Annotated in this window: 11 protein-coding genes; 7 read left to right on the top strand and 4 right to left on the bottom strand. The window is 61.0% G+C overall.

Annotated features, from left to right (window positions below; translation table 11 throughout):
• The first annotated feature begins 259 nt into the window (after nt 1-259).
• The 4 genes from PSEUDOMOFG3G_RS26680 (at nt 260) to ilvD (ending at nt 5587) form a co-directional block, all read left to right on the top strand.
• Nucleotides 260-1342 carry a SagB family peptide dehydrogenase gene (locus tag PSEUDOMOFG3G_RS26680; protein ID WP_139049042.1) on the top strand — a complete coding sequence of 361 codons (1083 nt, stop codon included), beginning with the start codon at nt 260-262 and terminating at the stop codon, nt 1340-1342.
• Nucleotides 1339-2283: a diiron oxygenase gene (locus PSEUDOMOFG3G_RS26675; protein WP_139048931.1), complete on the top strand. Its 945-nt coding sequence runs from the start codon at nt 1339-1341 to the stop codon at nt 2281-2283. Before PSEUDOMOFG3G_RS26680 ends, PSEUDOMOFG3G_RS26675 begins: the two co-directional genes overlap by 4 nt.
• Nucleotides 2276-3478, top strand: a complete 1203-nt coding sequence (locus tag PSEUDOMOFG3G_RS26670) for an MFS transporter (protein WP_139048930.1) — start codon at nt 2276-2278, stop codon at nt 3476-3478. Before PSEUDOMOFG3G_RS26675 ends, PSEUDOMOFG3G_RS26670 begins: the two co-directional genes overlap by 8 nt.
• Nucleotides 3479-3745: 267 nt before the next feature.
• The gene (ilvD, locus tag PSEUDOMOFG3G_RS26665) at nt 3746-5587 is read left to right on the top strand and encodes a dihydroxy-acid dehydratase (RefSeq protein ID WP_047226039.1); all 1842 of its coding nucleotides are present in this window, start codon (nt 3746-3748) and stop codon (nt 5585-5587) included.
• Nucleotides 5588-5757: 170 nt separating this feature from the next.
• Here ilvD and PSEUDOMOFG3G_RS26660 read toward each other — a convergent pair whose 3' ends face one another.
• Nucleotides 5758-6813: a phosphorylcholine phosphatase gene (locus tag PSEUDOMOFG3G_RS26660; RefSeq protein ID WP_092452705.1), complete on the bottom strand. Its 1056-nt coding sequence runs from the start codon at nt 6811-6813 to the stop codon at nt 5758-5760.
• 243 nt (nt 6814-7056) lie between these two features.
• Between PSEUDOMOFG3G_RS26660 and PSEUDOMOFG3G_RS26655 the strand changes: the two genes are divergently transcribed.
• Nucleotides 7057-8448: an L-cystine transporter gene (locus PSEUDOMOFG3G_RS26655; RefSeq protein WP_139048929.1), complete on the top strand. Its 1392-nt coding sequence runs from the start codon at nt 7057-7059 to the stop codon at nt 8446-8448.
• Between the two features lie 15 nt (nt 8449-8463).
• Here PSEUDOMOFG3G_RS26655 and PSEUDOMOFG3G_RS26650 read toward each other — a convergent pair whose 3' ends face one another.
• Nucleotides 8464-8976 carry a dihydrofolate reductase gene (locus tag PSEUDOMOFG3G_RS26650; RefSeq protein WP_139048928.1) on the bottom strand — a complete coding sequence of 171 codons (513 nt, stop codon included), beginning with the start codon at nt 8974-8976 and terminating at the stop codon, nt 8464-8466.
• 75 nt (nt 8977-9051) lie between these two features.
• On the opposite strand from PSEUDOMOFG3G_RS26650, the gene PSEUDOMOFG3G_RS26645 reads away from it, so the two are divergent.
• Nucleotides 9052-10419, top strand: a complete 1368-nt coding sequence (locus tag PSEUDOMOFG3G_RS26645; protein WP_139049041.1) for a DUF2868 domain-containing protein — start codon at nt 9052-9054, stop codon at nt 10417-10419.
• A complete protein-coding gene (locus PSEUDOMOFG3G_RS26640) occupies nt 10412-11785 on the top strand; it encodes a GTPase/DUF3482 domain-containing protein (protein ID WP_139048927.1) in 1374 nt (457 codons plus the stop codon). The genes PSEUDOMOFG3G_RS26645 and PSEUDOMOFG3G_RS26640 overlap by 8 nt, the downstream gene beginning before the upstream one ends.
• Nucleotides 11786-11858: 73 nt before the next feature.
• On the opposite strand, the gene PSEUDOMOFG3G_RS26635 is transcribed toward PSEUDOMOFG3G_RS26640, so the two are convergent.
• Together PSEUDOMOFG3G_RS26635 and PSEUDOMOFG3G_RS26630 are read right to left on the bottom strand one after the other, a co-directional pair.
• Entirely contained in the window at nt 11859-12350 is a 492-nt protein-coding gene (locus PSEUDOMOFG3G_RS26635) for a DUF523 domain-containing protein (RefSeq protein WP_139048926.1), read from the bottom strand.
• Between the two features lie 2 nt (nt 12351-12352).
• Nucleotides 12353-12985 carry a 2OG-Fe(II) oxygenase gene (locus PSEUDOMOFG3G_RS26630; protein ID WP_139048925.1) on the bottom strand — a complete coding sequence of 211 codons (633 nt, stop codon included), beginning with the start codon at nt 12983-12985 and terminating at the stop codon, nt 12353-12355.
• Nucleotides 12986-13080 lie beyond the last annotated feature (95 nt).

Here is a 13080-nt window from a genome sequence, read left to right as displayed (position 1 = left end):
TCCGCTTGCCAAGCACTCATTAAAAACTATGATTGAACTGTCACTTCGCAAGTGATGACCCTCGAAAAAAACAACATTTATTCAAACCTCTTATTCAAAAAAGGAGCTGTATCATGAAAGCAATCAATCTGGAAGCTAACAAGATCGCAAACCTGGCTGGCCTGATTGTTCCAACAGGCCGCTAAGTAAGTAAAGGGTGGAGCTGAGGAGTGCCGGCGCCTCAGCCCATCCATGCTCGCCCCCTCAGCGGAAAACCTTAATGCATATAAATCCGTGCGTTTTCATACTTGCGCGCCCGCCGCACCAGATTGTATGGAACTATGAGCAGCACACTCAGTTCGAGCTCGATCTGCATTATTCAACGCGACTGGCACAACTTATTCACAACCCTTCACACTTCGACACTTGCAACCCCATCGACATTGAATTCCTGAATGCCGGCATATTGACTGCAGAACCCAAGGAAGCCCTCGAATGGCGATGGGACGAGTTATCCAGAATATTTCATATCGGCACAAAAAATATTCCTTGCGAAAGTGTTCCCCAAAATGTCGATGAATGGGCAACCCTGTACCTGCAGCATTGCCAAGAGGTTCTATCATCACCGCCGCCGGCCTGCCGCATAAAACCGTGCCCGGTTGACCGGATTGCCTTGACGCCCTGCTCCCTGGTCGACATCGAGGACGTTTCGCTGGGACAGACGCTTGTCAGTCGAAGCACCTCTCGCTCATTCAGCGAACGAGCCATTTCAATCGAGCAGGTCAGCACCCTCCTCTACCTGACCCTGGGTTACCTGAACGAGCGCCCTTTTGCTCACAAGACCGGTCATCCCGAAACGCTGGGCGCGCGACGCAGTAGCCCCTCGGGCGGCGGCCTGAATGCCTGCGAAGGTTACCTGTACGTGCGTCACGTGGCCGGGCTGGAACCGGGAATCTACGCCTACCACCCGGCCGAACATGCCTTGAGCCTGATCCGATCACTTCCGGATGAACCCCTGGGGCAATTGTTAGCCGGACAGCACTTCATCAATCCGTTGCCATTCGGGCTATTCATCACTTCGCGCTTCGACAAGCTCTGGTGGAAGTACGAACACTCGCGCGCCTATCGAATGGCGTTTGTCGAAACGGGCCACGTGTCCCAGACCTTTTTGATGGTGGCGACTGCGCTGGGCCTCAAGACCTGGCTGACCGGGGCATTGAGCGACCGTCAGGTAGAACGGCTGCTTGACCTTGAAGACACTCCCGAACAGCCGTTGTTTTTTGTCGGTTGCGGTCATGGCGATGGACAGGTCCACTGCCAGGCGCTGATGGCGCTGGTCAATGGCCAGGACTCTGCATCATGACCTTCACTCAGAGGCCGCGCTACACCTTGGGCGACTGGGATAACAAAGCTGCGGTGCGCGTGCGCAAAAACCACTACCGCCTACCCGACGATCTGGAGCATCAACTCGCCAGTCGGGACTGGTTTGCGCCAGCCTTCATACCCTATATCGAACATCCGCTGATCAATAAGGCGGGGCGCGCCATTGCCCAACGCCTGGCGGCCAATCACCTGGTGTACTTCCTCGACTACACCACCTTACTCGAACACCGGGTGGTCAATCGCGCAGTGGAAACCATCGTCCATGGCGAACTGAGCGTACCCATCCCCAGCCAGATGAAAACCGCCGCCCTGCAGCTCTACACCGACGAGGGTTACCACGCACTGTTTTCCAATGAAGTGGCCGAACAGATCGTCGCCCTGTACGACATCCGCGACCGCTCGCTCCCCAGGCGCATCGACCGCCTGCTGGGCGTGATCGAAGCCACAAGCCCCCCGGATCGCCCTCTGGCGTGGTTTCTGCTGGGGTTCGTTTCCGAAACGATCATCGCCAAGGAGCTGCTGGCCATTACCCGCGAGACCTTGGTCTCCACGGTTTACCAGATACTCAGGAATCATCTCGAGGACGAGGCACGCCATAGTCGCTATTTCAGCGAGGTGTTCCAGTATCTGTGGTCCGCCCTGGCCCCTGACCAGCGTGCTCTGGCCGCAAGGCTGCTGCTGGACATCATCGGCCTTTACTTCGAGCCCGACATCCCTTGGTTAACGCGTAGCCTCGCCAGCGTCGGCTTTGACGAACAGGACGGGTTGAAGATCGTTGCAAACCTCCTGCAACCGGACGCTCACGCCCAGCGAGTTCGCTCGGGGGCAGTCTCGACCTTCACAGCCATGCAGCAGGCAGGTTTCTTCGATGACGACCCCAATCGGCAGAGGTTCTTCCAGGCGGGGTTTATCGATGGCTGACACTCATGATCTCGCCACACGCAAAGCGGCCACTGTCGGCTTATTGTTGATGCTGACCTTGCTCGGCGTATTCCCCATCGATGTGGTGCTGCCTTCGTTTCCGGCGCTGTCCGCACACTTTGAGCGTCCATCGCCCGATATCGCCCTGTCTGTCAGCCTGTTCGCAGTGGGGATCGCAGTGTCCCAACTGCTGGTCGGCCCGCTTTCCGACGCCATGGGACGAAAGAACCTGCTGCTGATCGGGATCATCGTCTCGGCCGTTGGCGCGACCGGGTGCGTGGTTGCCAATGACTACTGGTCCTTCCTGCTTTTCCGGGTCATCCAAGCCGTGGGATGCGGTTGTTTCGTGCTCTCTCAGGCACTGATCCAGGACCTGTTTACAGGCCAGGAGCAGCAGCGATTACGGATTTTCCTGGTCACCTGCGGTGGCATTTTCATTTCCGTTTCACCCTTGGCCGGCACCGGACTGCAAAGCTGGATGGGCTGGCGCGGCAGCTTCCTGGTATTCATTGCCCTGGCTGTCAGTGTGTTCTTGAGCGCCAGTCTTCTACTCAAGCCTTTGCCAGCGGATAGCCAACCCAGGCGCCCGGACTTCATTGCGTCCTACCGGACGGTATGCAGTGACTTCAACTTCATGGCCTACTGGCTGACGTCAGCATTGGCTTTTTCCTGCCATTTCTCGTTCATCGTCATCTCACCGCTGGTTTTCATTGACCAGCTGCAACTGTCGCCGCAGGCATTTTCGCTGACGTTGCTGGGCTACGGGCTGGCCTATATCGGCGGTGGAGCGGTCGCGACCGTGCTGAGCAATCGGATCGACCCACAGACGCAAATCCTCACGGGGCTGTGCCTGATCCTGACGGCGGGAGTGTTGATGCTTGGGCTCTCCAGCCATCTGGGCTTGTCGGTCACCACGCTGCTACTGCCCATGATCGTGTGCACCGCCGGAACGACCATTGCTCGTGCGGCGGCCCACACCCGAGCAATGAATATCTTCCCCGAGCAAGCCGGTACATCGGCCTCGGCGGGCAGCGTGCTGATCTTCATTGTCGGCGGTTTGACCAGCGCTGCGCTCAGCCTCACTCCGCTGGACCTGCAAACCACCCTGGCTCTATGCCTGATGTTGCTCAGCCTCCTGGGGCTGGCACTCAATGGCCTGCTCCGGCATCGTCACAGGACGCTGTTGACGGGTTGAACATCGCCAGTCGTCATCCCGAGCACGACATTGGCACCCGATCAGCGCTTTGCGTCATTTCATCCTGACGCCAGGGGTGTAGAATCGCGACATTCATCGCCATTCATCCCCGGCGGGTTTATGAGCTCATGCTGAGGCGCGCAGCGATCCTGCAAAGTCATCGGCCACTTCCGGACACACGGCCAAACCCGGGTGTTCCAGACGTCAACAGAAGCTCACTTCCCATTGATACCTGATACGTACCTGATTTGCCGCCCGGAGTGCTCCATGCCTGATTACCGCTCGAAAACATCCACCCATGGCCGCAACATGGCCGGCGCCCGTGCGTTGTGGCGCGCCACGGGGATGAAGGATGACGACTTCAAGAAGCCGATCATCGCCATTGCCAACTCCTTCACCCAGTTCGTGCCAGGCCATGTTCACCTCAAGGACCTGGGTCAACTGGTTGCCCGGGAAATCGAACGCGCGGGTGGCGTAGCCAAAGAGTTCAACACCATTGCCGTGGATGACGGTATCGCCATGGGCCACGACGGCATGCTTTATTCGCTGCCCAGTCGCGAGATCATCGCCGACTCCGTCGAATACATGGTCAATGCCCATTGCGCCGACGCCATCGTGTGCATTTCCAACTGCGACAAGATCACCCCCGGCATGCTCATGGCGGCCTTGCGCCTGAACATCCCGGTGATCTTCGTTTCCGGCGGCCCGATGGAAGCCGGCAAGACCAAGCTCGCCAGCCATGGCCTTGACCTGGTCGACGCCATGGTGATCGCCGCCGACTCCAGCGCTTCCGATGAAAAGGTCGCGGAGTATGAGCGCAGCGCCTGTCCGACCTGCGGTTCGTGCTCCGGCATGTTCACCGCCAACTCGATGAACTGCCTGACCGAAGCCCTTGGCCTGGCCCTGCCGGGCAACGGTTCGACCCTCGCCACCCACAGCGATCGCGAACAGCTGTTCCTGCAGGCCGGCCGGACCATCGTCGAGCTGTGCAAGCGTTACTACGGCGAGGATGACGAGTCGGTGCTGCCGCGCAACATCGCCAACTTCAAGGCGTTCGAAAACGCCATGACCCTGGACATCGCCATGGGCGGCTCCACCAACACCATCCTGCATTTGCTGGCCGCCGCCCAGGAAGCCGAGATCGATTTCGACCTGCGCGACATCGACCGTCTGTCCCGTCACGTGCCGCAGCTGTGCAAGGTCGCGCCGAACATCCAGAAGTACCACATGGAAGACGTGCACCGCGCTGGCGGGATCTTCAGCATCCTCGGCTCCCTGGCCCGTGGTGGCCTGTTGCACACCGACCTGCCGACCGTACACAGCAAAACCATGGCCGAGGCCATCGCCAAGTGGGACATCACCCAGACCACCGACGAAGCCGTGCATCATTTCTTCAAGGCCGGCCCGGCAGGCATTCCAACGCAAACGGCGTTCAGCCAATCGACTCGCTGGGAAACCCTGGACGATGACCGTGAAAACGGCTGCATCCGCAGCGTCGAGCACGCGTACTCCAAAGAAGGTGGCCTGGCTGTGCTGTACGGCAACATCGCTCTGGATGGCTGCGTGGTGAAAACCGCCGGCGTCGACGAATCGATCCATGTGTTCGAAGGCAACGCCAAGATTTTCGAAAGCCAGGACAGCGCCGTGCGCGGGATCCTCGCCGACGAAGTGAAGGCCGGCGATATCGTGATCATCCGCTACGAAGGGCCAAAAGGTGGTCCGGGCATGCAGGAAATGCTTTACCCCACGTCCTACCTGAAGTCCAAAGGACTGGGCAAAGACTGCGCACTGCTGACCGATGGCCGTTTCTCCGGCGGCACCTCGGGCCTGTCCATCGGCCACGCTTCACCGGAAGCCGCTGCTGGCGGCGCCATCGGCCTGGTGCGCGACGGCGACAAAGTCCTGATCGACATTCCGAACCGCTCGATCAACCTGCTGATCAGCGATGAAGAACTGGCTGGGCGCCGTGTTGAACAGGACAACAAAGGCTGGAAGCCGGTGGAAGTGCGTCCGCGCAAAGTCACCACCGCCCTCAAGGCCTATGCCCTGCTCGCCACCAGCGCCGACAAGGGCGCGGTGCGTAACAAGGCGATGCTCGACGGGTTGTAAGCGTCCATAAACAGCAATAAAAAATGCCCCACTCAAGGTGGGGCATTTTTTTGCAGTGAAACAAACCATCGATGATCAACTGTGCGAGCCTGCTTGCGAAGGCGGTGTGTCAGTCGGAATCGATGTTGAATGTGTCGCCGTCATCGCGAGCAGGCTCGCTCCCACAGGGTTTACTGGATATCTTCCGGCTTGACGATCACCCAGTTCTTGTCCGCCGTCACTGGCAGCCCTTCCTTGGCCTGGGCCGCGGCGTGCTTGGCCATCATGCCGTTGATCTGGTCCATGTACTTGTCCTTGCGGTTGACCCACAGGTGAATGCCACCCTTGGCCACGTTCACATCGTGGAACAGCATGTAGCCGTCGCTGCTGGGGGTGTCGCCAGCCACAAGCACCGGTTTTTTCCATTCGTCGATGTACGTCAGGATTGCCGCGTGCTTGCCGGCCATCCAGGTCGCCGGAGTCCACAGATACGGTGTGTACTCAAGACTCAGGTTGGCCTTCTCGTCATATTTGCCATTGGTGATCTGCTTGCGGGCGGTGGTCAGTTCGCCGGTCTTGCGATCCTTGAGCAACGTGGTCACGCCGATGATGTTCTGCGGCTTGAGGTTGTAGCCGTACTTCGGATCGGCGGCGACCATGCGCACCAATTCTTCCGAAGCCGCGGTCATGACATAGACCTCGATGCCGTTTTCCATCAGTTTGTTGTACAGCTCGACCTGACCGGTGAAAATCTTCGGCGGGTTGACGTTGTAGTTGACCACCTTGTCGCCGTCGTAATACGTGGTCGGGACCGGCTTGCCAGAAGCCATCAATTCGTCAACGTAGCCTTTGAGTTCTTTGAGGGTAAAGCCGGAAAACACCTGGGCGACCCAGGGGTAGCAGACCATGTCGTCCACTTCGCACAAACGGTAGTAGTAGCTGAACAGGCTTTCCTTGTGTTCGGCCGTGTCTTTGAACGGCATCAGCTTCAAGGATGGGTCGAGGGTTTCGCGGGTGATAAGGCCCTTGTTCTCCATGAACGGCAGCAACGACTCTTCCAGGTCGTAGCGGTAACTGGTGTTGTCCATGTCGAACACCGCGTAGTTACCTTTGTTGGCGTTGGCCGCGATCATCGCGTCCAGCGCCTTGGCCTGCTCCGCGGGCCAGTGCTTGAGCTCAGTGGCGAGCGCCTGGCCAACGAGACCCAGGCCCAAGGCGACAACGAGAAGGTGAGGTGCAAGCTTCATCGGCGTTTCTCCAAGGTTCAAAGAACTCGACGCTAACAAATGCTTGTGACGTTTCTCTCCTGCCCGCGACCGCTTGCGTCTTGATACCGCCAGCGGCATGCCCATAAACGTCATTGCCTTATTCCATAAACGACAATCTACATACCTTTTTATTATTAATTCATTAGATATCAGGCTGTTAGGCTTCCCGCCTCGCAGTCGCGGCTTCAGGCGACTGGCACAAGTCCTATCGGAGTTTTTTTGATGAATCTGCCGCTGATCCTCAATCTGCTGGTGTTCCTCGCCTTGCTGTTTGGTCTGGCGCAAACCCGTCACAGCACCTGGAGCCTGGCCAAAAAAGTCCTGCTGGCATTGGTGCTGGGCGTGGTGTTCGGCACCGTCCTGCACACGATTTACGGCGCCGGCAACCCGGTGTTGAAAACCTCGATCGGCTGGTTTGACCTGGTGGGCAACGGCTATGTGCAGTTGCTGCAAATGATCGTGATTCCGCTGGTTTTCGCTTCAATTCTCAGCGCGGTAGCGCGCCTGCATAACGCCTCATCCCTGGGCAAGATCAGCTTCCTGACCATCGGCACACTGCTGTTTACCACCGCCATCGCCGCCCTTATCGGTATCGGCCTGACCAACCTGTTCGGTCTCACCGCCGAAGGCCTGGTGGCCGGCAGCCAGGAAATCGCACGCCTGCAGGTGATCCAGAGCGACTATGCCGGCAAGGTCGCAGACCTGAATATCCCGCAGTTGCTGCTCTCGTTCGTTCCGCAGAACCCCTTTGCCGACCTGGCCCGGGCCAAGCCGACCTCGATCATCAGCGTGGTGATATTCGCGGCCTTCCTGGGTGTCGCGGCACTGCAATTGCTCAAGGATGACGTGGAAAAAGGTCAGAAAGTGGTCAACGCCATCGACACCCTGCAAAGCTGGGTGACACGTCTGGTGCGGCTGGTGATGAAGCTGACCCCGTACGGCGTGCTGGCGCTGATGACCAAAGTGGTGGCCGGCTCCAACGTGCAGGACATCGTCAAGCTTGGCAGTTTCGTGGTGGTTTCGTACCTGGGGCTGGGCCTGATGTTCGTGGTTCACGGTCTGCTGGTGTCCGCCGCTGGAATCAACCCGCTACGCTTTTTCCGCAAGATATGGCCGGTCCTGACCTTCGCCTTCACCAGCCGTTCCAGCGCCGCGACCATCCCGCTGAGCATCGAAGCCCAGACCAGCCGCCTCGGCATTCCACGGGCCATTGCCAGCTTCAGCGCGTCGTTCGGCGCCACCATCGGCCAGAACGGCTGCGCCGGCCTCTACCCGGCCATGCTGGCGGTGATGGTCGCACCGACCGTGGGCATCAACCCGCTGGATCCGGTGTGGCTCGCGACGCTGGTAGCGATCGTGACCTTGAGCTCGGCCGGGGTGGCCGGTGTCGGTGGTGGCGCGACATTTGCCGCGTTGATCGTGCTGCCGGCCATGGGCTTGCCGGTTTCACTGGTGGCGCTACTGATTTCCGTCGAGCCACTGATCGACATGGGCCGCACAGCGTTGAACGTCAGCGGTTCGATCACTGCCGGGGCGATCACCAGTCAGGTGATGCAGCAGACCGACAAGGCTTTGCTGGATGCCGAGGAGCATGGGGAGTTGGTGCAGGCTTGATTGCTCCCACATGGCTTACAGCTTTTCCCACACCTCAAAGCTGTAGGCCGGCTTGTCGCCCTCGGCCGGATTCGGCTGGTTCGACACCTGTTTCCACTGGCTCGAATCGAACGCCGGAAACCAGGCATCGCCATCCGGGCTCAGCGCCACACGGGTCAGGTACAGTCGGTCCGCCTGCTCCAGGGCCTGGGCGTACAGCTGGGCGCCGCCAATCAACATCAGTTCGTCGACACCCTGCTGCACCGCCCACGCCTCGGCCCGTTCCACCGCTGCCTCCAGCGTGGAAAAAACTTCCGCGCCCTCCAGCACGAGGCCAGACTGACGACTGACCACGATGTTCAAGCGCCCCGGCAGCGGCCGCCCCAGGGAGTCCCAGGTCTTGCGGCCCATGATGATGGGCTTGCCCAAGGTGGTAGCCTTGAAGTATTTAAAGTCCCCCGGCAAGTGCCAGGGCATGCTGTTGTCGACGCCGATCACACGGTTTTCACCGAGGGCTGCGATCAGGCTTAAAGGGAGTGTTTTTTTCATGCCGGCGAGGATACCAGAGGCCACAGCGGTTATGCTCAACCCTCATTTGCGACGGAAGCGCCTGTGTCTGAGCCTCTGACAGAACTGCACGACCTCTGGTTGACCGAGACGGTACGTCTGCGTGAAGAACACGCCGGCCCGCTCGAAGATCAGGAGGCCAATCGCCTGGCCCGCGCGGCGGGTGGCGATTTATCCAGCCGTATCCGTCACCGCGCCCGCTGGCTGGCCGAGCGCGACGGCCTCAGCCAGGCCTTGCATCACTGGCTGCAAGGGGCGCGCCTGGCGCTGATCATAATGGCCGTACTCGCCATCATCAGTGGCGCTGGCCTGGGCTTTGCCGCACTCGGCGACGGACACACGCCGGTCAATGTGTTCTGGGCCCTGGGCAGCCTGTTGGCGTTAAACCTGATCTTGCTTATCGGCTGGGCCCTGGGCCTGATCTTTGCGGGTGAGCAAGGTGCAGCGCTGGGGCGCCTGTGGTTGTGGCTCAGCGAAAAACTCGCCCGCGACGCCAAGGCTGCGCAACTGGCGCCAGCCCTGCTGCTGTTATTGCAACGGCACGAGCTCAATCGCTGGGCCCTCGGTGCGCTGGTCAATGGTTTGTGGCTGCTGGCGATGCTCAGCGCGCTGGTCATCGTACTGATGCTGATGGCCACCCGGCGCTACGGTTTTGTATGGGAAACCACCATTCTCGGCGGTGAGACCTTCGTCGTCATGACCCAGGCCCTCGGCGCCCTGCCCGCCCTGCTGGGTTTGAGCGGGCCAACCGAAGCGATGATTCGCGCCAGTGGCGACGCCGCGCTGAATATCGAAAGCGCCCGCCAAGCCTGGGCCGCTTGGCTGGTGGGCGTGACGCTGGTCTACGGCGTGTTGCCGCGCCTGTGTCTGGCGCTGGTGTGCCTGTGGCGCTGGCGTCGCGGCCGCGCCACGCTGCGCCTGGACTTGAACCTGCCAGGTTATGCCCAACTGCGGGAGCGGCTAATGCCCAGTAGCGAGCGCCTGGGCATCAGCGATGCCGCGCCCGCGCAATTGCATCAAATTGAAAGTGACGTTGGCGCGCTGCAAAGCGACGGTGCGCTGCTGGTGGCGATCGAACTGGACGACCGGCCTTGGCCACCGAAACTGCCAGGCACGGTGAAAAACGCCGGAGTGCTCGACAGCCGCGAATCGCGCCACAAACTCCTCGAACAATTGTCACGCTTTCCTCCCGCGCGCCTGGCGATTGCCTGCGACCCACGACGTTCACCGGATCGTGGCAGCCTGGCGCTGATCGCCGAACTGGCCCGCAGCGCCGGCGCCACCCGCATCTGGTTGTTGCAGGCACCGCCCGGGCAAGCGCTGGACGCTGAACGCCTGGGCGATTGGCACAACGCGCTGCAACAGTTGCAATTGCCCTTCGCGGACTGCGCGCCTTTGAACTGGCTGGAGACCGGCCATGACTGAACCCACCAAGCCGCTGAAGCTGGCCGTGGTTGGCCACACCAATGTGGGCAAAACCTCCTTGCTGCGCACACTGACCCGGGACGTCGGCTTCGGCGAAGTGTCCCACCGCCCCAGCACAACCCGACACGTCGAGGGCGCGCGCCTGTCGGTGGACGGCGAAGCGTTGCTGGAGCTGTACGACACGCCGGGCCTGGAAGACGCCATCGCCCTGCTTGACTACCTCGAACGCTTGGAGCGCCCCGGTGAGCGCTTGGACGGGCCGGCACGCCTGGCGCGATTCCTGGACGGCAGCGAGGCACGACAACGCTTCGAACAGGAAGCCAAAGTGCTGCGACAATTGCTCGCCAGCGATGCCGGACTCTATGTGATCGATGCGCGAGAGCCAGTGCTGGCCAAGTACCGGGATGAGCTTCAAGTGCTCGCCAGTTGCGGCAAACCGCTGCTGCCGGTGTTGAATTTCGTCAGCAGCGCCAGCCACCGCGAGCCCGACTGGCGCGAAGCCCTGGCACGGTTGGGGCTGCACGCCCTGGTGCGTTTCGACAGCGTCGCCCCGCCCGAGGATGGCGAGCGACGCCTGTATGAAAGCCTCGCCCTGTTGCTGGAAAGCGCCCGTGGGCAACTGGAACGACTGGTCGCCGATCAACAGGCCCAACGCTTGGCCCGTCAGCAGAGCGCGAAGCGCTTGATCGCCGAACTGCTGATCGATTGCGCCGCTTGCCGACGCAGCGTAGCCAGCGATGCCGAACTGGAACGACAGGCCATCAGCGAGCTGCGCAACGCCGTGCGTCAACGGGAGCAGCGCTGCGTCGAAGCCTTGCTCAAGCTCTACGCCTTCCGCCCCCAGGACGCCGCCGCCAGCGATTTGCCTCTACTCGACGGCCGCTGGGGCGATGACCTGTTCAATCCTGACACCCTCAAACAGCTAGGTGTGCGTGTGGGTGGCGGGATCGCGGCGGGCGCAGCGGCCGGTGCCGGCGTGGATTTGCTGGTGGGCGGTCTGACCCTCGGCGCCGCCGCCCTGGCCGGCGCCATTGCCGGTGGCGCCCTGCAAACCGCCCGCAGTTACGGGAACAGGTTGATGGGCAAGCTCAAGGGCCAGCGGGAGCTGACAGTGGACGACAGTGTGCTACGCCTGTTGGCCCTGCGCCAACGGCAACTGTTGCAAGCCCTCAACCAGCGCGGCCATGCGGCAATGGACAGCATCCACATCGCCACACCCCAGGATAAAACCTGGCGCGAGGGCAAACTGCCCGAAGCGCTGAACAAGGCCAGGGCGTACCCGCAATGGTCGTCGCTTAATCCGCAGGCGCGGTTGAGCCAATCGGAACGCCAGGAACAGATCGAGCAGCTGGCTGAGCAGCTCTAGATGACACAACCCCTGTGGCAAGGGGATTTGTGGGAGCAAGGCTTGCCCGCGATGAGAGTGTCGCTACCGGTGCTTATTCGTCGGTCAAGGCACTGAGCGCCGCCGCAGCTTCTGCCAATTCCAACTCACTGAACACTTGCACCCCATGACGTTTGAGCAAGGCCGCCGTCACGCCTTCGCCAGGCACTTTCACGCCGCTGAACGTGCCGTCGTAGGTCAGCAGATTGCCGCACGACGGGCTGTTGGCCTTGAGCACGGCGATACGGATAGCGTGTTCGCGCACCCGCTCCAGCGCTTGATACGCGCCGGACAGAAACTGTTCACTGACGTCTTCACCCTCGGTGGTGATTACCGTCGCCTGGCCGTCGAGCACCTGCGTACCTTGCCCACCGGGAATTTCTGCCGCCGCCCGAGGCGTGGGCAAGCCGCCGGCGACTTCCGGGCACAGCGGCACGACCCGACCTTCGTCGAGCCAACGTTGAAGCTGATCGAACGGGCCACTGGCACCGCCGTCGTAGCGCACGCGGTGTCCGAGCAGGCAGCGGCTGACGAGGATCTTTTCCATGCTCAGAACACCTCGGTGCCGCGGCGCCGGAACCAGCCGGTCAAGGACAGGCGATCTCGCGCCGCCGGCAGGACTTCATGGGGGATGTCCCCCGACAGGAACACCACCAGACAACCGCCGGTGGGCACCACGTCGTGCTCCACGCCATCGTCCAGGTACATGCGTAACTGGCCGCCATGCTCCGGCAACCAGGCATCGTTGAGGTAAAGCACCGCCGACACTATGCGTCGATCGTCATCGCGAAAGCGGTCGACGTGCTTGAGGTAGAAGGCGCCAGGAGGGTACAGCGCGAAGTGGCTTTCGAAATCCTCCAGCCCCAGGAACAACCCGCGATTGATCGCCTCCCGCAAGCTGTCCATCAAGCCCAGGTAACGGTCGCACGCTTGCGCCTGACCGGGCTCGATCCATTGGATACGATCACCCCGAATCCCTTCACGAATCTCCGAAAACGGCCCGCGCCCGACCGCCGCCGGGGCCAGTTCGCCTTCGGCGGCGCGCTGGCGACATTCGGCTGCCAGGGCGCGGGTCAGCGCGTCCGGCAGGAAGATATTCTGCTGCGACCAGCCGCGCTCGGCCAGGTCGTCGACGATACGTAACAGCAGTGGGTGATCAGAAGGTATTTGCATGGCGCGCATAGTATTCCTGTGCCTGCAAAACCGACAGCGCCGCGCAGCGGGTTTGTTACGCCTGATGGCGCAGGCGCAGGAACTTGATACGAATTCTCGACAAG

It is taken from the genome of Pseudomonas sp. FG-3G, assembly GCF_901007645.1.
GTDB classification, from domain to species: Bacteria; Pseudomonadota; Gammaproteobacteria; order Pseudomonadales; family Pseudomonadaceae; genus Aquipseudomonas; species Aquipseudomonas rhizophila.
This window is presented reverse-complemented; position numbering and strand designations above follow the sequence as displayed.

Excerpts from the sequence above, each read along its gene's own strand:
- PSEUDOMOFG3G_RS26680 (WP_139049042.1), top strand. The coding sequence starts at position 260 with ATGCATATAAATCCGTGCGTTTTCATACTTGCGCGCCCGCCGCACCAG.
- PSEUDOMOFG3G_RS26675 (WP_139048931.1), top strand. The coding sequence starts at position 1,339 with ATGACCTTCACTCAGAGGCCGCGCTACACCTTGGGCGACTGGGATAAC.
- PSEUDOMOFG3G_RS26670 (WP_139048930.1), top strand. The coding sequence starts at position 2,276 with ATGGCTGACACTCATGATCTCGCCACACGCAAAGCGGCCACTGTCGGC.
- ilvD (WP_047226039.1), top strand. The coding sequence starts at position 3,746 with ATGCCTGATTACCGCTCGAAAACATCCACCCATGGCCGCAACATGGCC.
- PSEUDOMOFG3G_RS26660 (WP_092452705.1), bottom strand. The coding sequence starts at position 6,813 with ATGAAGCTTGCACCTCACCTTCTCGTTGTCGCCTTGGGCCTGGGTCTC.
- PSEUDOMOFG3G_RS26655 (WP_139048929.1), top strand. The coding sequence starts at position 7,057 with ATGAATCTGCCGCTGATCCTCAATCTGCTGGTGTTCCTCGCCTTGCTG.
- PSEUDOMOFG3G_RS26650 (WP_139048928.1), bottom strand. The coding sequence starts at position 8,976 with ATGAAAAAAACACTCCCTTTAAGCCTGATCGCAGCCCTCGGTGAAAAC.
- PSEUDOMOFG3G_RS26640 (WP_139048927.1), top strand. The coding sequence starts at position 10,412 with ATGACTGAACCCACCAAGCCGCTGAAGCTGGCCGTGGTTGGCCACACC.
- PSEUDOMOFG3G_RS26635 (WP_139048926.1), bottom strand. The coding sequence starts at position 12,350 with ATGGAAAAGATCCTCGTCAGCCGCTGCCTGCTCGGACACCGCGTGCGC.
- PSEUDOMOFG3G_RS26630 (WP_139048925.1), bottom strand. The coding sequence starts at position 12,985 with ATGCGCGCCATGCAAATACCTTCTGATCACCCACTGCTGTTACGTATC.